Genomic DNA, 16,461 nt, shown 5'->3' with positions numbered 1-16,461 from the left:
GGGGCTCCTTAGACCGGTTGCGCGTCGGGATAGGCGACGGCGCCGAGTGGGTAGATGTGCCCGCCCGCGCGGGAATGTTCCGACCGGCCGTCGCCGGTCAGGCCGAGGAAGACGCCGGTGGTCTTCAGCGCGTAGCCGAGGTCGTGCAGCCACACACTGGCCACGGCGATGCGGAATTCGCGGAAACAGAACAGGTAGAGCCCGTCCTGGAACTTCCACACCGTCGACAGGTCCATGTCCCCGTGGCCGCGCTGCACGCCTTCGAGGCATTGCCAGGCATAACGTTGCGAGGACACATACACGTGCTCGTAGAGGTGTTCGGGGCTGTAGCGGTAGATGTTGCGCTTGCCGATCAGGTCGCGCGAGGGACCTGGCACCTCGCCGGCCGGCGTGCCCGCGTCGGTCGTGCCGGACCAGAACGTCTGGGAGACACGGGGAACGCCTTCGACGTCTTCGGCGCCGATCACCGAACGCACGGCGAGCGCGCGATGCGTCGTCGTGGAGAAGACGACGGTGAGGGCTTTCCCTTCGACGCTGGTGTGTGGGAGATTGACGAAGAAGACGTCTTCCCGGACGGCGACCGCGTCGTAGGGATCCTTGATGCCGTTGCAGGTGACGGTTTCAGCGTCTTCGAACCGCAGCGCGAGCGTCTTCCCGTCGTCGAGGGTGACGGTGAGCTCGCGTCCCGACAGGTCCGCGTTCGGCAGGCGGTAGGTGGCTATTCCGGCGGCGAACTCGTCATAGGTGCGCCACTGTTCCTCGGGTGCTTCGGGCATGCGGTCATCGTCGGGGCGGCCGCCCGCGAAGGGGAAGCCGTCACGCGCTGGGCGGCAACAACCGGTCGCTCACGGTCAAGCCGCGGCGCAGTTCGCTCGGCGAGCAGCCGAATTCCGTCTTGAACACCCGGCTGAAATGCGGCGCGTCGACGAAACCCCACTTCGCCGCGATGGCCGCGACGGGCCGGGAACTGTGCACGGGGTCGAGCAGTTCGCGGCGGCAGTGTTCGAGCCGCCGGGTGCGGATCCAGCCCGAGACCGTCGTGCCCTGTTCGTGGAAGAGACCGTGCAGATGCCGGGTGGAGATGTAGTGCTCGGCGGCGATCTGCGCCGGGCCGAGATCGGTGGAGGAGAGGTTCGCGTCGATGTAGGCGAGCACGCGGCGCATCAGCTCGTGGTGCGGCCCGGCGGTCGCGCGGGCGAGGTCCAGTTCACTCGCGAAGAGCGTGGCGAGCAGATCGACCGCCGTATGCGCGAGCCGGACGCCCGCCGGCCCGCCGAGCTGGTCGAGGTTGCTGCCGAGCTGCGCGAGGAAGGGCACCACCACGTTGCCCATGCCCCGCTTGCCCGACATCGGCACCGCGGTCAGCTGGCCGACCAGGTCGCGGGGGAGATCGATGAGCCGCTGCGGGAACATCACCACGAGCGTGCGGAAATCCTCTTCGAACGCCAGGGTGTACGGCCGGTGCGTGTCGTACAACGCCACGTCTCCGGGGCGCAGCATCGCCTCGCGGTTGTCCTGCACCAAGAGCCCGGTCCCGGACAGGATCAGGCTCAGCTTGTAGTAGTGCCGGTCCGCCCTGGCGATGAGCTCGGGCGTCCGTTCGACCACGTGCGCCGACGCGGTCACCTCGGTCAGCTGGACGTCGTCCGCGCCGCACGAGCGGATACGGCCGCGGAAGTGGTCCCGGTGCTCGCTCGTCACGTGCAGCGGCACGAAGGATTGCGACACCACCGTGCGGAAATCGGTGAAATCTCGCGCGACCGTGGTGGTGGTCGGGTCGGCGGTGGCGGTGGTCACGGGGGTCACCTCGCAGCATCGGGGGGTGAATTTCATATACGATAAGCGATACGATGCTGGCGGGCAATGATCGTGACGAGGTCAGTCGGCGAGGCGGAACAGGAGGGTCCTCGGGTCCACGTCGACGGGTACCACCGTGCCCGTTTCGTAGCGGCCGACGTCTTCGGTGAGCACGCGCGCGCTGAACGGCGTCACCCCCGGACCGGTGACGACGAGGTCGACGTCGTCCGCGGGAGTGCTCACTTCGCCGACCCAGATCCGTTTGCTGGACACGACTTCGGCGTTGGCGCGGACCCCCGACCGGTCGAGCCCGCGGTGGGCCTCACGGGCCTTGGCGTTCTGCCGCAGATGCGATCCGACGGTGCCCAGCCCGCCGAGCGTGAACACGACGCCCATGGCGATGACGACCAGGCGGTCGTCATCGCCGGGCGCGAAGCGGGTGCTGATCCAGAGCAGGGCCGGGCCGATCAGGACCAGGACGGTCATGAAGAAGCCCAGAAGGCAGCCGATGACGGTGAAGGCGGGCAGCTCCGGGGCTTCCTTGCCTTCGCGATCCGTCGTCACGGCCGTGAGGTTACGGGCCGGTTTCCGCCGCCGGTCCGGTAAAAATGCCCGCTTGCGGCCGCGTCGAGACGGGCCCGTGGTCGGTCGATCACTCGCGAGCTGACGTTGCCGTCCTTTGTGGACGCGCGGCCGTCACCGGTCGGGCAAGGCGAGGCAAAGAGCGTCCAGTGCGGCACCGAAGGCGTGTTCGGAGGGGGTGCCGTACCCGATGACCAAGCCCTCGCGTCGAGGCATCGCACTGTCCGGATGCGGATACGCGGCGAGGCCGTCGAGAGCGAGCCCCTGGCGCCGTGCGGCGCGCAGCGCGGCTTCTTCGGTACCGGCGGGCAGTTCGAGCACGGCGTGCAGCCCCGCGGCGATTCCGCTGACCGTGATGTGCGGGGCGCGTTCGGCGAGTGTGGTTGTGAGCAGGTCGCGTCGGTGCCGGTAGACCTTCCGCATCCGGCGCAGATGCCGGTCGTAGGCGCCGCAGGTGAGGAAGTCGGCGAGGGTGAGCTGATCGACGACGCCCGACCAGATCTCCCGCGGTCCCTTGGCGGCGACGATCTCGTCCGCCAGCCAGCCGGGCACGGCCAGCCAGCCCAGCCGGAGTGCGGGGGAGAGGCTCTTGCTGGCCGAACCGAAATAGACGACGTGATCGGGGTCGAGACCTTGTACGGCGCCGACCGGCTCGCGGTCGTAGCGGAACTCGCCGTCGTAATCGTCCTCGAGGAGCAGGCCGCCGGTCGCGCGTGCCCAGTCGATGACCGCGGCCCGCCGCTCCGGAAGCAGGGCGCCTCCCATCGGGAACTGGTGGGCGGGGGTCAACAGGACGGCGTCCGCGCCGGTGCCGTCGAGCTCCTCGACGCGTGCTCCGTGGGCGTCCACCGTCAACGGCACCGTTTTCAGCCCGGCCTCTTCGAGCAGCGAGCGGTGGAACTCGAGTCCGTACGACTCCACGGCGACCGGGCCGCGCAGGACCCGGCGTACCAGGCTCAGCCCATGCGCGAATCCGGAGCAGACCACGATCCGATCCGGTTCCGTGCGTACGCCCCGGGTCCGCGCCAGATACTCCACCAGAGCCGCCCGCAACTCCGGCCTGCCGCGCGGATCGCCGGCGCCGAAGGCCTCGTTGGGAGCGATCGAGAGCGCCCGCCGGGCCGAAGCCGCCCAGGCCGAGCGCGGAAAGGCGGAGGCGTCCGGAGAACTGGGCATCAGGTCGTGGAGCACGCGGAGTGAAGCCGGGCGCGCCGGACCTCGTGAACGACCGGGTTCCAGCGGGGTGGCGCGATGCGCGACGCGCGTTCCCGACCCTTGGCGGGTGATGAGCCAGCCTTCTTCGGCCAGCTCCGCGTACGCGTCGGCGACGGTGTTGCGAGCGATGCCCAGGTCGGCGGCGAGGGCGCGATAGGGCGGCAGCCGGGTGCCGGGCGCGAGCCGTTCGGACCGGATCGCTTCACGCAAGGCCCGCATCAGCCGGAACCGCAGGCTCCCGCTGCCGGCGAGCTCCAGATGCAGATCGCTGCCCCGGTCCATCACGACCCCTCAGACTGACGGTGATTGACCCATGAAATCTCCACGGGAATGCACCATACCGTGGGCCACTTGCGCTCCTAATGTCCTTGCCATGACCAAAGTTCACATTCCCGAGCGGATGGATTTCTCCCGCGTCGCCCCGCGGGTCTTCAAGGCCGTGCTGGCCCTGGACGCCGCGGCCCGTGCCGGTCTGGATCCGGTCCTTCTCGAACTCGTGCAGATTCGCGCGTCCCAGCTCAACAGGTGCGCGTACTGCATCGACTACCACACCAACGACGCGCGCAAGGCGGGCGAAACCGAAGAGCGCGTCAATCAGCTGATCGCTTGGGAAGAGTCCAGCCTCTACACCGCGAAGGAGCGCGCGGCGCTCGCCCTCACCGAAGCCGTGACCTTGCTGCCACAAGGGGTTTCGGACGAGGTGTACGACCAGGCGGCTCTGCACTTCGAGGACACGGAGCTCGCCCAGCTCATCGCGCTGATCTTCACGGTCAACGCCTGGAACCGGATGAACGTGACCACTCGCAAGACCCCAGGCACCGAATAGCCGCTCCCCGCACACCAACGGCGATGGCCGCTCGCGCGCGGCCATCGCCCCTGCTCTCGAAAGGCTCACCTCGTGACCGCCGCCGAAACCCTGCCCAGGAGCCACTCACCGGTCAAGGGCTGGTTCGCCGTCCTGGCCGTGACACTGGGCATCTTCGCCCTGATGACCTCCGAACTGTTGCCCGTCGGCCTGCTCACACCGATCGGCTCGGCCTTGGACATCTCCCCGGGAACGGCGGGTCTGATGGTCACCGTGCCCGGGCTGGTCGCCGCGATATCGGCACCACTGGTGACCGTGGCCATCGGCAAGACCGACCGGCGGCTGGTGCTGGCGGTGCTGGTCGGTCTCGTGGGCGCGGCCAACCTGGCTTCCGCGTTCGCCACCGGCTTCGCGCTCGTTCTCGTCGCCCGCTTCCTGATCGGGATCAGTGTCGGCGGTTTCTGGGCGCTCGCAGGCGGTATCGCGCTGCGCCTGGTACCGAAACACCACGTCGCCCGCGCCACCGCCGTCATCTTCGGCGGGGTCGAGACGGCCTCGGTGCTGGGCGTGCCCGCCGGTACGCTGCTCGGCGACCTCGGCGGCTGGCGCACGGCCTTCGCGGCCGTGGGCGTCCTCGGCCTGATTTCCTTGGCCTGCATGGTCTTCCTGATGCCGAAGGTGGAGCCGGACCAGACGATCACCTTCGCGGATCTGCCGCGCGTGTTCCGTTCGCACGCCGCAGTCCGCGTGGGTATCGCGATGACCTTCCTGGTCGTCACCGGTCACTTCGTCGCCTACACCTTCGTTCGGCCGATCCTTCAGGAAGACGGCGTCGCCGACGGCATGATCGGTGTGGTGCTGCTGATCTTCGGGGCCGCCGGCATCTGCGGGAACTTCCTCGCGGGCGCACTGATCGACCGGTACCTGCGGCAGACCGTGTGGGGGATCGGCGTGGTCCTCGCGACGGCCATGGCCGTGTTCGCCGTGACCGACAACAGCACTTTCTCGGCCGCCGCGATCCTCGTCCTCTGGGGGCTGGGCTACGGCGCCGTTCCCGTCACCTTCCAGACCTGGATCCTCGCCGCCGCACCGGAAGCGACCGAGGCGGCTTCCTCGCTGTACGTGTCGGCGTTCAATCTGTCCATCGCCCTCGGCGCGCTCTTCGGTGGCTTGGCCGTCGACGCCGTCACCACCGTCAGTGTGCTGTGGATCGGCGGAGCACTGGTGCTGCTGGCGCTTCCGGTGGTGGGGCGGGGGAGAGGGTGAACTCGAAACGATCCCCTTACGCGAGCGCGGCGGGGAGTGTTTCGAAGCCGCGCAGGATCCGGGTCTCGCGCCGGCGTGCCCCGTCGAGCAGCCGCAGGCCGGGGAAGCGTTCGAAGATCGACCGCAGCCCGATCTCGCCTTCCATCCTCGCCAGTGAAGCGCCGAGACAATAGTGCCGACCCGCGCCGAACGAGACGTGATCCCGCGCGTTCGCCCGCTCGACGTCGAAGGTGGCGGGGTCGTCGAAGATCTCCGGGTCCCGGTTGGCGCCCGCGAGCACGGTGGTGACGATCGCGCCGCGCTCGATCCGGGTCCCGCCGATCTCGGTGTCCCGCGCGGAAAGCCTGCCGGTGAGCAGCACCGGCGGGTCGTAGCGCAGGATCTCGTCGACGGCGTTGCTCCACAGGTCCGGATTCGCCCGCAATTTCGCGAGTTCGCCCGGGTGCCGGGTGAGCAGGGCGATGCCGTTGCCGAGGAGGTTGACGGTCGTCTCGAAGCCGGCCGCCAGCACCAGTCCTGCCGTGGCCTTGAGTTCCCGCTCGGTCAGGCCGACGCCGTCCTCGCGGGCGGCGATCAGCTTGCTGAGCAGGTTGTCGCCCGGGTTCTTCCGCAGTTTCTCCAGATGCAGCGTGAGCCACGAGTCGAACTCGGCCAGCGTCGCCTCCACCGTCCGGAAGGTCCGCCACGGCAGGCCGAGGTCGAGGCTCGGGGCCGCGGCGCCGCCCAACGCGAGCACCTTGTCGCGTTCTTCCGGCGGGACGCCGAGGATCTGGCTGATCACGGTGACCGGCAAGAGCCCGCAGTACCGCTCGATGAGGTCGACGGGGTCCGCCGGGTCGAGGCCGTCGAGCAGTTCGTCGGCGATCGCCTGCGTGCGCTCCCGCAGTTGCTCGACGGCGCGGGCGGTGAAGACGCGGGTCACCAGCTTCCGGTAGCGCGTGTGGTCGGGCGGTTCGCTGGCGAGCAGCGACGGCGGCTCGATCGGGTGGATCAGCCCCGACGACGACCACGCGATCAGCCGGTTGAGCAGCGGGTTGTCCGGGACGAACCGCACGGTCTTGAACGCGTCGCTGGTCAGCACCTCTTTGCACGCCGAGTGCCGGGTGCTGACGTGGCCGACCCGGGTGGTGGCGATGGCGCCGTGCGCGCGGATCTCGTCGAACAGTCCGCTCAGATCCGCTCCGCCGCTCGCCTCGACCGAGAGCCTGCCCTGGAGATCGCCCCGGCGCGCCGCGGCCCGCAGGGCGACGCGGGGGATGGCGTGGCCGATGCTCCAGCGGGTGACCGGTTTGGCGATCGCCTCCGCCTTGTGCCGGAAGGGAGCGGTCTTGAGTGCGAACATCAGGACTCCGTCCGTGCGGGTTCCCCATGGAAGGTATCGGAACGACGTGTCAGTAGCCAGCGGCTCCGAGCTCCGCGGAGCGGTGAGTTGCGCAGGGCGCGCCGGGTTGGCAGCGTGCGCGGTGTCCCGCCACGAAGAAAGGTGTTCCGATGCCGCAAGACCAGCCGGATTTGAAACCTCGTTCGCGCGACGTGACCGACGGCCTGGAGCGTGCGGCGGCCCGCGGCATGCTCCGCGCGGTCGGGATGGGCGACGACGACTTCGCCAAACCGCAGATCGGGGTGGCGTCCTCCTGGAACGAGATCACGCCGTGCAACCTGTCGCTCGACCGGCTGGCCAAGGCGGTCAAGAACGGCGTGCACGCCGGCGGCGGCTACCCGCTGGAGTTCGGCACGATCTCGGTGTCCGACGGCATTTCCATGGGCCACGAGGGAATGCACTTCTCGCTGGTGTCCCGCGAGGTGATCGCCGATTCGGTCGAGACGGTGATGATGGCCGAGCGGCTGGACGGCTCCGTGCTGCTGGCGGGCTGCGACAAATCCCTGCCGGGCATGCTGATGGCGGCGGCGCGGCTCGATCTCGCGTCGGTCTTCCTTTACGCGGGCTCGATCATGCCCGGTCAGGTGGACGGCCAGGACGTCACGATCATCGACGCGTTCGAGGCTGTCGGCGCCTGCCTGGCCGGCAAGATCACCCGCGCCGAGGTGGACAAGATCGAGCGCGCGATCTGTCCCGGCGAAGGCGCCTGCGGCGGGATGTACACCGCCAACACGATGGCGTCGGTCGCGGAAGCGCTCGGTATGTCGCTGCCCGGGTCGGCCGCTCCGCCCGCCGTCGACAGGCGCCGTGACGGGTTCGCCCACCGGTCGGGGGAGGCCGTCGTCGGGATGCTCCGCCAGGGCATCACCGCGCGGCAGATCATGACCATGGAGGCCTTCGAGAACGCCATCGCCGTCGTGATGGCGCTGGGCGGTTCGACCAACGCCGTCCTCCACCTGCTCGCGATCGCGCGCGAGGCGGAGGTCGATCTGCGCATCGACGACTTCAACCGGATCGGGGACAAAGTCCCGCACCTCGGCGACCTGAAGCCGTTCGGGAAGTACGTGATGAACGACGTCGACAAGGTCGGCGGTATCCCCGTGGTGATGAAGGCGCTGCTCGACGCGGGGCTCATGCACGGCGACGTGCTCACCGTGACCGGCAAGACCATGGCGGAGAACCTCGAAGGCATCGCCCCGGCCGGGGTCGACGGCGAGATCATCCGCCCGCTCGACCGCCCGATCCACAAGACCGGCGGGCTGACCATCCTCAAGGGATCGCTGGCGCCCGAAGGCGCGGTGGTGAAGTCGGCGGGCTTCGACGAATCGACGTTCACCGGCACCGCGCGGGTGTTCGACGGCGAACGGGCCGCTCTCGACGCGCTCGCCGAGGGCCGGATCGTCGCCGGGGACGTCGTCGTCATCCGCTACGAAGGCCCCAAGGGCGGGCCGGGGATGCGGGAGATGCTCGCCATCACCGGCGCGATCAAGGGCGCCGGACTCGGGAAGGACGTCCTGCTCATCACCGACGGCCGGTTCAGCGGCGGCACGACCGGGCTCTGCGTCGGCCACATCGCCCCCGAGGCCGTCGACGCCGGGCCGATCGCGTTCGTGCGGGACGGCGACCCGATCACCCTCGACGTCGCGAACCGGACACTGGAGGTCGAGATCGACGACATCGAGGCACGCAAGGAGGGCTGGACCCCCAAGCCCCCGGCGTACACGCGCGGAGTGCTCGGCAAGTACGCCAAGGTCGTCCGCAGCGCCGCGCACGGAGCCGTTTGCGAGTAGAGCGGCCGTGTGCCACTCGGCTTGTTCGATGGGCTCATGAGGATTACTGCGGGTGAGGTGTGTGGGAATAGGGATGTTGAACGTCCCTATTCCCACACACCCCGTCGTGACCGGACCAGTCGCGCCCCGAAATCCACACAGCCGACGTTCTGGGACGGACGTGATGCGACACGGTCTCGCGAGTCACCACGAACGGGTGATGCGTACGGCGGAGAGACGCGAGTACGTAATTCACCCGATGTGCCCCGCTACTCCGGAGTAGCAGACTCGGCGGCCCGACGATTCCCGCTGCTCCGGAGGTCGATGATGACCCTGACCGCGTCCCACGCCCCAGCCCGTACCGCCGCCCTCGTGATCGCCCGCGTGGTCGTCGACGGGATCCGGCACTCGCTGCCGGAGCACGCGCCACTGTTCGACGCGCGGGCCACGGAGTTCGTCGCCTCGGTACTGGAGCACGACGGGACGAACCTGGGCATCGCGGCGGGTGCGGACGCCTTCCGCCGGGTCGGCGTCGCCGAATACGCGGCGGGCAAGGAACTGGAACGGCTCACTCGCGCCTACCACTCGGCGGGCCGGGCCGCCCTGCCCGCGTTGGCCTCGCTCTCCCGGCAGCCAGGGGCCGGGTCGGCGCTGATGGACACCGGGGTGGAGGCCCTGCTCCGCTGCGCGGACGTCCTGATCCGGCTGTCCACCGCCGCCTACCGCGCGGCGCACACGCCGTCGGTCGCCGAAGTGCGGCAAGACCTGCTGAGGGAGATCTTGAGCGGCCGCCCGCCGTCGAAGTGGGCGGGGCTCGCGGCGGAGGCGGGCTGGGTGCCGCCCGCCCGGGTGGTGGCCGTCGCCGCGGAGCCCGGGGCGGTCCGCGCCTCGTTCGGCCCGGAGGTGCTGGCCGACCTGACCGGCGAGTACCCGCATCTGCTCGTGCCGGACGACATCGAGATCGGCGGTGTGCTGGCGGGGGCGCGGGCGGCGGCCGGGCCGGCGGTGGCGCCCGCCGAGGCCGCCGTGTCGCTGCGGTGGGCACGCCGGACCCTCGAGCTGGTCCGGCGCGAGGTGATCGAGGACGGCCCGCTCGTGCGCTGGTCGGACCACCTGACCACGCACTGGCTCTTCGCCGACGAGGTGCTGACGACCGCGCTCGTCGAGCGCAGCCTCGCCCCGATCGACGGCCTGCCCGCGAACGAGCGCGCCAAACTCGCCGAAACCCTCGACGCCATGCTCTCCGCCCGCGGCGGGGCACCCGAGATCGCGGACAACCTCGGCGTCCACCCGCAGACGGTGCGCAACCGCCTGCGCCGTCTCCGGGTCCTGTTCGGTGCCCGGCTCGACGACCCGCAGGCGCGGCTGGACCTGAGGATCGCCCTGCGCGCGGAGCTGCTCGCGCCCGAACCGGGACGCCAGGCGACCCCGATGAAGGTGGCGTGAGGCGTCAGGCGGATTCCGCGGCCCGGGTCACCCACGTGGCGACCTGGACGCGGTTGGAGTAGCCGAGTTTGGTGAGGATGTGGTCGATATGGGTGTCCACCGTCCGCCGGGCGATGCCGAGCCGGTCGGCGATCTCCTGGTTCGTCAGCCCCTCGGCGACCACGTGCGCGATCTCGGTCTCGCGTTTCGTGAGCACCTGCGCGGCCGGGTTCCGCGGTTCGGGCGACCGTTCTTCGAGGGCGTACGCGATGGCGTCCCGGGTGGGCATCGCGGCGCCGTCGGTGAACTCCTTGACCGCGACCTCCCAGCCCAGCGCGGCGGTCACGGTCTCGGTGTCGGCGAGCAGCGGTTCGGTGAACGCCTCGTACCGCGTCGGCCAGGCGCCCACCGTGCGCCAGACGTTCATCGAGGCGCCCTGCAGGATCGCGGCCCGGTTGGGCCGTCCGGTGCGGGCGGCGCAGCCCGCCAGCACGGTGAGCGTGAACCCGACGACCACCCGGTCGTCCACCCGGGCGTGCAGGCGGAGGACCTGCTCACAACAGCGGCTCGCCACCGCGATATCACCTTGGAGGTACTCGGCGGCCGCGCGCGACCACAGTGCCCAGCCCCGCCAGAAGACCTCACCCCGCCGCTCACAGCGCTCGACGGCTTCCGCTAGTACCGCCCGGCCGCGGTCGATGTCGCCGTTCAGCCAGATGGCCAGCCCGTGGTTGTAGCTCGCCCAGAGGTCCGCGCCTTCGTCGCCGTGGGTGCGGAACAGGTCGATGGCCGTGCCGAACAGGCGCGACGCCTCGGCCATGTCGTTGCCGATCAGCGCGGCGTAGGCGCGGACGTGGAGCACGTAGGCGGCGGCGAGTTCGTCGCCGCTGGTCTCGGCTTCGGCTGTCGCCTTCTCCAGCATGCACCGGTGGGCGGGCAGGTCTCCTTGAACCAGGGCCAGGAAACCGGAGAGCCACAGCACGTGTGCCCGCTCGGGAACACCCGGCGGCGCGGCCTCGTCGAGACGGCGGACCCACATCCGGCCCTCGGTGTTCAGCCCGCGGAAGATCCAGAACTCCTTGACGTCGCGCAACATCCGCAGCCCGATGATCGCGTCCTCGGGAGCGCCGGTGCAGTAGTCGAGGGCGACCCGGAGGTTCGCGTGTTCGCGGCGCAGCCGTCCGATCCAGCCGAGCTGATCGGTCTCCAGCCATTCGGTGGCGTACCGGCCGGCGAGTTCGGCGAACCAGTCCCGGTGCCGCTTCCGGAACTCCGCCGTCCCGCCCGTCTCGCTGAGCCGGTCGACGCCGTACTCGCGCACCGATTCCAGCATGCGGTACCGCACGCCGCCGGGGTATTCCTCGCGCAGCAGGATGGACTTGTCGAGCAGCCCGTCGACGACTTCGAGTACCCGTTCGCGCGGCAGTTCGCCGCCGGAACAGACCTGTTCGGCGGCGTCGAGGTCGAAGCTGCCCGAGAACACGGACGCGCGTGCCCACAGCAGCCGTTCGGGCCCCGTGCACAGGTCGTGGCTCCAGTCGATGAGGGCCCGCATGGTCTCGTGCCGCTCCGGCCGTCCCCGCCGGTCCTTCGTGAGCACGGAGAACTGCCGGTCGAGGCGGTCGGCCAGCTGGCGCAGGGACAACGCCCGCGCGCGGACGGCAGCCAGCTCGATGGCCAGCGGCAGCCCGTCCAGCCTGCGGCACAGCCGGATCAGCGGTTCGGTGTCGGACTCGGTGAGCCGGAACGACGGCGCGACCGCGGTCGCGCGGTCCACGAACAGCCGCACGGACTCGTCGTTCATCACGCGTTCGAACGAGTCGCCCTGCTCCGGGATCGCCAGCGGCGGCACCGGCAGGACGCGTTCACCCGCCACCCCGAGCGACTGCCTGCTCGTGGCCAGCACGGTCACCTGAGGGCAGGCCCTGACGACGGTGTCGGCGAACCAGGCGCAGCTGTCGACCAGATGTTCACAGTTGTCCAGCACCAGCAGCAACCGGCTCGCCTGAAGCGCCTCGACGACCACCTCGATGGCCGGTTTCGCCGAGCGGTCACCGAAGCCGAGGACGTTCGCCACGGTCGGTACGAGCAACGCCGGTTCCCTCAGCTCGGCCAGCGACACGAACGCGACCTCGTCGCCGGTCGCCTCGTGGTGGGCCGCGGCGACGCGCCACGCCAGCCGCGTCTTGCCCACACCACCCGGCCCGGTCAGCGTGACCAGCGACGACGCGTTCAGCAGGCGCCGCGCTTCACCGGTCTCGGCGTCGCGGCCCACGTAGCTGGTCACTTCGGTGGGATCGGCGGACCACCCCGCAAGCGAGCCAACTCCGTCCGCCATGCGTTCTCCCGCCGTCGACCAGACCCCGCGTTCCGTCCGATGTAGACGGAAAACGCCCGGCTGCGGATACTAGCGGACCGGCGTCCTCCTAGCGGGGCGCTTGCTTACCGCGATCATGAGCCCAGCCCGCCAGTACCGTTCCCGCGGCCACGAGCAGCAGGAACACGAGCAACCTGCCGCCCCAGTCACCGGGTACCCAGTCGAACGCGCCCCACAACTGGGTCGCGGAATGATCGAAAAGGCTGCGGATGGCGGCCTGCGCGAAGACGGCGATGGCCACCATCCCGACGATCTGCAGCCCCAGATAGCCGCCCTTGGTCATGCTTCCTACCTCCTGGTCCTCGGTCGGCTCCCAGCTTCGCCCGCGCGATCGGGGAGCACATCGGCAGCGCGTCGCGCGTGGCCTCCGACCAAAGTCGAGCCCCGGATCGTCCTGTGTCCGGCTGCGCCGCCGCGAGCGGGTCGACCATGATGGGCCGGTGATCACCGACGCCGTCGCGCGGCCGCCCCTCCGGCTGTGGGGAGAGGCCTGGCGCCTGCTCGCCGCGGCCGGCCTCGGCGTGCTGCTCTGGCTCGTCACGGCGTCGCAGCTGCCGGTGGGCGCGTCGGGACCGAGGGTCGACTGGCTGATCACCGGCGATCCGCTGATCGCCCTCGCCTGCCTGGTCGCGCTGCTGTGGCGCCGTCGCTTCCCGGTCGTGATCACGACCGCGGTCGCCCTCGCCTCGATGGCTTCGGTGCTGGCGGCCGGCGCGGCGTTGCTGTCGCTCTGTTCGCTCGCCACCCGTCGGCGGCCCGCCGAAACGGCGTTCGTCGCGGTGTTGTCGGTGGTCACGGCGGTGCTGACCGCCGGCCTCTACCCGCAGCGCGAGGCGCCGGGGCCGTTGTGGCTGGTGATCAGCCTTCCCACCTTGCTGGTGGGCATCGTGGTGGCTGTGGGCGCCGCGATCGGGGCGCGCCGGGAAGAGGTGCGTTCCCTGCGGCAACAGGTCGAAAGCGCCGAACGGGAGCAGGCCGCGAGGGCGGCCGAGGCACGGATCATGGAGCGGCACCGGATCGCCCGCGAGATGCACGACGTCCTCGCGCACCGGGTCTCGCTGGTCGCGATGCAGGCGGGAGTGCTGGGGCACCGTCCGGATCTGCCCGCCGACCAGGTCGCGGAGCTGGCCCGCGGGATCGCCGACGGCTCCCATCAGGCGCTGGAGGAGCTGCGGGACGTCCTCGGCGTGCTGAGAGCGAGCCCCGAAGAGCTGGAGCCACCGCAGCCTTCGCTCGCGGACCTGCCGGCACTGGTCGCGGACGCGCGCGCACTGGGGCTGGACGTCACTTTGACGGCCTCGATCCCGGGTGAGCCACCCGACGCGATCGCGAGAACCGTCTACCGGGTCGTTCAGGAAGGCCTGACGAACGCGGGCAAACACGCGCCGGGGGCGAGAGTGGTCGTCACCGTCGAGGGGGAGGCCGGGGACGGCGTGCGGGCGACGATCCGGGATTCCGGTGCGGCGCGGGCGGTCGCGGGGCCGCCCACCTCGGGTTTCGGACTGCTGGGCCTCTCCGAGCGGGTCGGGCTGGCAGGCGGCGAACTGGACCACCACGCGGAACCAGGTGGCGGATTCGTCCTCACCGCGCGGTTGCCGTGGCCGGTCCGCGAAGGGAGCGAGTGAATGGGCAACGAGCGGGTGCGGGTCGTCCTCGTCGACGACGAGCACCTGGTGCGGATGGCGCTGCGGCTCATCGTCGACGGCGAGCCCGACCTCGTCGTGGTCGGCGAGGCCGCCGACGGCGACGCGGCGGTGACCGTGGTGGGGGAGCAGCGGCCCGACGTCGTCCTGATGGACGTCCGGATGCCCGGGCGCGACGGGCTGAGCGCGACCGAGGAGATCCTCCGGCTGCCGGAACCGCCCCGGATCCTGGTGCTCACGACGTTCGACTCGGACGAGATGGTGCTGGGCGCGCTGCGCGTCGGGGCGCTCGGATTCCTCCTGAAGGACACGCCGCCGCCCCGCATCCTCGCGGCGATCCGGACGGTCGCGACCGGCGAACCCGCGCTTTCGCCCGCCGCGACGTCCCGGCTGATCGCCGCGGCCACCGGGCCGCACTCGTCCGACGCGCGCCGGGCGTCCCGGGAGACCGCCCGCGACCTGCTGGCCACCCTGACCGACCGTGAACGCGAGACCGCGAACGCCATCGCGGAGGGCTTGTCCAACACCGACGTCGCGCGGAGGCTGGACATCACCGTCGCGACGGTGAAGGCGCACACCAGCAGCATGCTCGCGAAACTCGGCGTCGAGAACCGGGTGCAGATCGCCCTGCTCGTCCGCGACGCCGAAGGGTGAAACTTTTTTCCGGCGCGGTGTCGAATCCGTCGTTCCCCGGACGACGCAGTGTCGAAAGCAGTTCGAAAAGACCAAGGAGAAACCAGATGCGCATCCTGATCGCCACCGCGTTCGTCTCGCTCGACGGCGTCGTCGAAGGCCCCGGCGGGGAGCCGGGCTACCGCAACTCCGGCTGGACCTTCGACGGTATCGAGTTCGACGAAGCGGCCTACGAGCTCAAGGGGCGTGAGCAGGGCGAGGCCACCGCGATGATGATGGGCCGGGTCAGCTACCAGGCGTTCTCGCCGGTGTGGCCCGGTATGACCGAGGAGTTCGCCGAGTACAACGCGATGCCGAAGTACGTCGTCTCGACCACGCTGCGGGAGGAGGACCTCGTCGGCAACTGGGGCGAGACCACGATCCTGCGTTCGCTCGACGACGTCGCGAAGCTGAAGGAGACCGAGGGCGGGCCGATCATCATCCACGGCAGCGCGGAACTGAACCGGAACCTCGCCGACGCCGGGCTGATCGACCGCTACCACCTGCTGCTGTTCCCGGTCCTGCTCGGTGCGGGCAAGAAGCTGTTCAGCGACACCGACAAGGACAAGCAGAACCTCAAGCTCGTCGAGAGCGAGGCCTACGGCAACGGGATCCAGAAGCTGGTCTACGACGTCATCCGATGATCGGACCCCGGCCGGGCCCCGGGCCCGCGCCCTGCGATCATGAACCGCGTGACCAAACCCGTCTTCGTGCAGCCGAACCTCGACGGACCGGCGGTGGAACTGTCCGGGGTCGAGGTCCATGTCGGCCGCGTGCCACTGGTGTCGGACGTCGGCTGGCGGGTGGACTACGGCCAGCGCTGGGTGGTCCTCGGCCGCAACGGGGCCGGGAAGTCCACGATCCTTTCGGTGGCCTCGACCCAGCGGTTCCCCAGCGCGGGGACGGCCGTCGTGCTCGGCCACCGGATGGGCGCGGTCGACCTGCGTGACGTGCGGACGCATATCGGCTTCGTCGGGGCGAACCAGCGGCTGCCGGACGCGGAGAACCACGACGCGCACACGGTGGTGATGACCGGGTTCAGCGGAAGCGTGCTGCCGCTGTGGGACCGCTACGACGACACTGTCCGGGACAGGGCGGCGAAACTGCTCGAACTGGTCGGCTGCACCGAACTGCGCGACCGGCCCGTGCGCGTCTGCTCGCAGGGCGAGCGCGCCCGGGTCCGGCTCGCCAGGGCGCTCATGGCCGACCCGCTGCTGCTCCTGCTGGACGAGCCGTTCGCCGGTCTCGACCTGCCCGGCCGCGAGGATCTGCTGATGGCGCTGGAGAACCTGACGCTGGCCCAGCCGGAGCTGGCGACCGTCACCGTGACGCATCATCTGGAGGAGATCCCGGCGACGGCCACGCACGCCCTGATGGTGCGTCGCGGCAGGGTCACCGGCGCGGGCCCGATCGACGAGGTCCTCACCGGGGAGGGGCTTTCCGCCTGTTACGAACGGGATGTCGAGGTCCATCGCATCAACGGGCGGTGGGCCGCGCACGCGGTGCGACGTTCATGAAGACCCGCCGGC

General features: G+C 70.3%; 15 protein-coding genes. 8 read left to right on the top strand and 7 right to left on the bottom strand.

Features of this window, described 5'->3' with window-relative positions:
• Positions 1–8 precede the first annotated feature (8 nt).
• The 4 genes from NQK81_RS04580 to pdxR all read right to left on the bottom strand — a co-directional run bounded on the left by NQK81_RS04580 (position 9) and on the right by pdxR (position 3,876).
• A complete protein-coding gene (locus tag NQK81_RS04580; RefSeq protein ID WP_257487169.1) occupies positions 9–776 on the bottom strand; it encodes a MoaF C-terminal domain-containing protein in 768 nt (255 codons plus the stop codon).
• 40 nt (positions 777–816) lie between these two features.
• Positions 817–1,797, bottom strand: coding sequence for an AraC-like ligand-binding domain-containing protein (locus NQK81_RS04575; RefSeq protein WP_192744582.1), 981 nt, complete (start codon positions 1,795–1,797; stop codon positions 817–819).
• A gap of 81 nt (positions 1,798–1,878) precedes the next feature.
• Positions 1,879–2,361 carry a hypothetical protein gene (locus NQK81_RS04570; protein WP_257487168.1) on the bottom strand — a complete coding sequence of 161 codons (483 nt, stop codon included), beginning with the start codon at positions 2,359–2,361 and terminating at the stop codon, positions 1,879–1,881.
• Positions 2,362–2,493: 132 nt separating this feature from the next.
• A complete protein-coding gene (pdxR, locus tag NQK81_RS04565; RefSeq protein WP_257487167.1) occupies positions 2,494–3,876 on the bottom strand; it encodes a MocR-like pyridoxine biosynthesis transcription factor PdxR in 1,383 nt (460 codons plus the stop codon).
• Between the two features lie 91 nt (positions 3,877–3,967).
• Here pdxR and NQK81_RS04560 point away from each other — a divergent pair, with 91 nt between their 5' ends.
• Entirely contained in the window at positions 3,968–4,420 is a 453-nt protein-coding gene (locus NQK81_RS04560) for a carboxymuconolactone decarboxylase family protein (RefSeq protein ID WP_257487166.1), read from the top strand.
• 72 nt (positions 4,421–4,492) lie between these two features.
• Positions 4,493–5,665 carry an MFS transporter gene (locus tag NQK81_RS04555; protein WP_257487165.1) on the top strand — a complete coding sequence of 391 codons (1,173 nt, stop codon included), beginning with the start codon at positions 4,493–4,495 and terminating at the stop codon, positions 5,663–5,665.
• A 16-nt stretch (positions 5,666–5,681) separates the two neighbouring features.
• On the opposite strand, the gene NQK81_RS04550 is transcribed toward NQK81_RS04555, so the two are convergent.
• Entirely contained in the window at positions 5,682–7,007 is a 1,326-nt protein-coding gene (locus NQK81_RS04550) for a cytochrome P450 (RefSeq protein ID WP_257487164.1), read from the bottom strand.
• A 149-nt stretch (positions 7,008–7,156) separates the two neighbouring features.
• Between NQK81_RS04550 and ilvD the strand changes: the two genes are divergently transcribed.
• Entirely contained in the window at positions 7,157–8,836 is a 1,680-nt protein-coding gene (gene ilvD, locus NQK81_RS04545; protein ID WP_257487163.1) for a dihydroxy-acid dehydratase, read from the top strand.
• 306 nt (positions 8,837–9,142) lie between these two features.
• Positions 9,143–10,261 (top strand): PucR family transcriptional regulator, encoded by a 1,119-nt coding sequence (locus NQK81_RS04540; protein ID WP_257487162.1) that lies wholly within the window; start codon positions 9,143–9,145, stop codon positions 10,259–10,261.
• A 4-nt stretch (positions 10,262–10,265) separates the two neighbouring features.
• On the opposite strand, the gene NQK81_RS04535 is transcribed toward NQK81_RS04540, so the two are convergent.
• Together NQK81_RS04535 and NQK81_RS04530 are read right to left on the bottom strand one after the other, a co-directional pair.
• Positions 10,266–12,578: an ATP-binding protein gene (locus NQK81_RS04535; protein WP_257487161.1), complete on the bottom strand. Its 2,313-nt coding sequence runs from the start codon at positions 12,576–12,578 to the stop codon at positions 10,266–10,268.
• Positions 12,579–12,666: 88 nt separating this feature from the next.
• Positions 12,667–12,900 carry a hypothetical protein gene (locus NQK81_RS04530; RefSeq protein ID WP_192744574.1) on the bottom strand — a complete coding sequence of 78 codons (234 nt, stop codon included), beginning with the start codon at positions 12,898–12,900 and terminating at the stop codon, positions 12,667–12,669.
• Positions 12,901–13,057: 157 nt separating this feature from the next.
• On the opposite strand from NQK81_RS04530, the gene NQK81_RS04525 reads away from it, so the two are divergent.
• The 4 genes from NQK81_RS04525 to NQK81_RS04510 all read left to right on the top strand — a co-directional run bounded on the left by NQK81_RS04525 (position 13,058) and on the right by NQK81_RS04510 (position 16,449).
• Positions 13,058–14,242 (top strand): sensor histidine kinase, encoded by a 1,185-nt coding sequence (locus NQK81_RS04525; protein ID WP_257487160.1) that lies wholly within the window; start codon positions 13,058–13,060, stop codon positions 14,240–14,242.
• The gene (locus tag NQK81_RS04520) at positions 14,243–14,914 is read left to right on the top strand and encodes a response regulator (protein ID WP_192744572.1); all 672 of its coding nucleotides are present in this window, start codon (positions 14,243–14,245) and stop codon (positions 14,912–14,914) included.
• An 86-nt stretch (positions 14,915–15,000) separates the two neighbouring features.
• Positions 15,001–15,576 carry a dihydrofolate reductase family protein gene (locus tag NQK81_RS04515; protein WP_257487159.1) on the top strand — a complete coding sequence of 192 codons (576 nt, stop codon included), beginning with the start codon at positions 15,001–15,003 and terminating at the stop codon, positions 15,574–15,576.
• Between the two features lie 39 nt (positions 15,577–15,615).
• Positions 15,616–16,449: an ABC transporter ATP-binding protein gene (locus NQK81_RS04510; RefSeq protein ID WP_257487158.1), complete on the top strand. Its 834-nt coding sequence runs from the start codon at positions 15,616–15,618 to the stop codon at positions 16,447–16,449.
• Positions 16,450–16,461 lie beyond the last annotated feature (12 nt).

It is taken from the genome of Amycolatopsis roodepoortensis (assembly GCF_024628825.1).
Lineage (GTDB): Bacteria > Actinomycetota > Actinomycetes > Mycobacteriales > Pseudonocardiaceae > Amycolatopsis > Amycolatopsis roodepoortensis.
The sequence above is the reverse complement of the archived record's forward strand: the minus strand, read 5'-3'. Positions and strand labels throughout refer to the sequence as shown.

What these genes read in the sequence shown, in the direction of transcription:
- NQK81_RS04580 (WP_257487169.1), bottom strand. Translation starts at nt 776, where the DNA reads ATGCCCGAAGCACCCGAGGAACAGTGGCGCACCTATGACGAGTTCGCC.
- pdxR (WP_257487167.1), bottom strand. Translation starts at nt 3,876, where the DNA reads ATGGACCGGGGCAGCGATCTGCATCTGGAGCTCGCCGGCAGCGGGAGC.
- NQK81_RS04560 (WP_257487166.1), top strand. Translation starts at nt 3,968, where the DNA reads ATGACCAAAGTTCACATTCCCGAGCGGATGGATTTCTCCCGCGTCGCC.
- NQK81_RS04550 (WP_257487164.1), bottom strand. Translation starts at nt 7,007, where the DNA reads ATGTTCGCACTCAAGACCGCTCCCTTCCGGCACAAGGCGGAGGCGATC.
- ilvD (WP_257487163.1), top strand. Translation starts at nt 7,157, where the DNA reads ATGCCGCAAGACCAGCCGGATTTGAAACCTCGTTCGCGCGACGTGACC.
- NQK81_RS04540 (WP_257487162.1), top strand. Translation starts at nt 9,143, where the DNA reads ATGACCCTGACCGCGTCCCACGCCCCAGCCCGTACCGCCGCCCTCGTG.
- NQK81_RS04535 (WP_257487161.1), bottom strand. Translation starts at nt 12,578, where the DNA reads ATGGCGGACGGAGTTGGCTCGCTTGCGGGGTGGTCCGCCGATCCCACC.
- NQK81_RS04530 (WP_192744574.1), bottom strand. Translation starts at nt 12,900, where the DNA reads ATGACCAAGGGCGGCTATCTGGGGCTGCAGATCGTCGGGATGGTGGCC.
- NQK81_RS04520 (WP_192744572.1), top strand. Translation starts at nt 14,243, where the DNA reads ATGGGCAACGAGCGGGTGCGGGTCGTCCTCGTCGACGACGAGCACCTG.
- NQK81_RS04515 (WP_257487159.1), top strand. Translation starts at nt 15,001, where the DNA reads ATGCGCATCCTGATCGCCACCGCGTTCGTCTCGCTCGACGGCGTCGTC.
- NQK81_RS04510 (WP_257487158.1), top strand. Translation starts at nt 15,616, where the DNA reads ATGAACCGCGTGACCAAACCCGTCTTCGTGCAGCCGAACCTCGACGGA.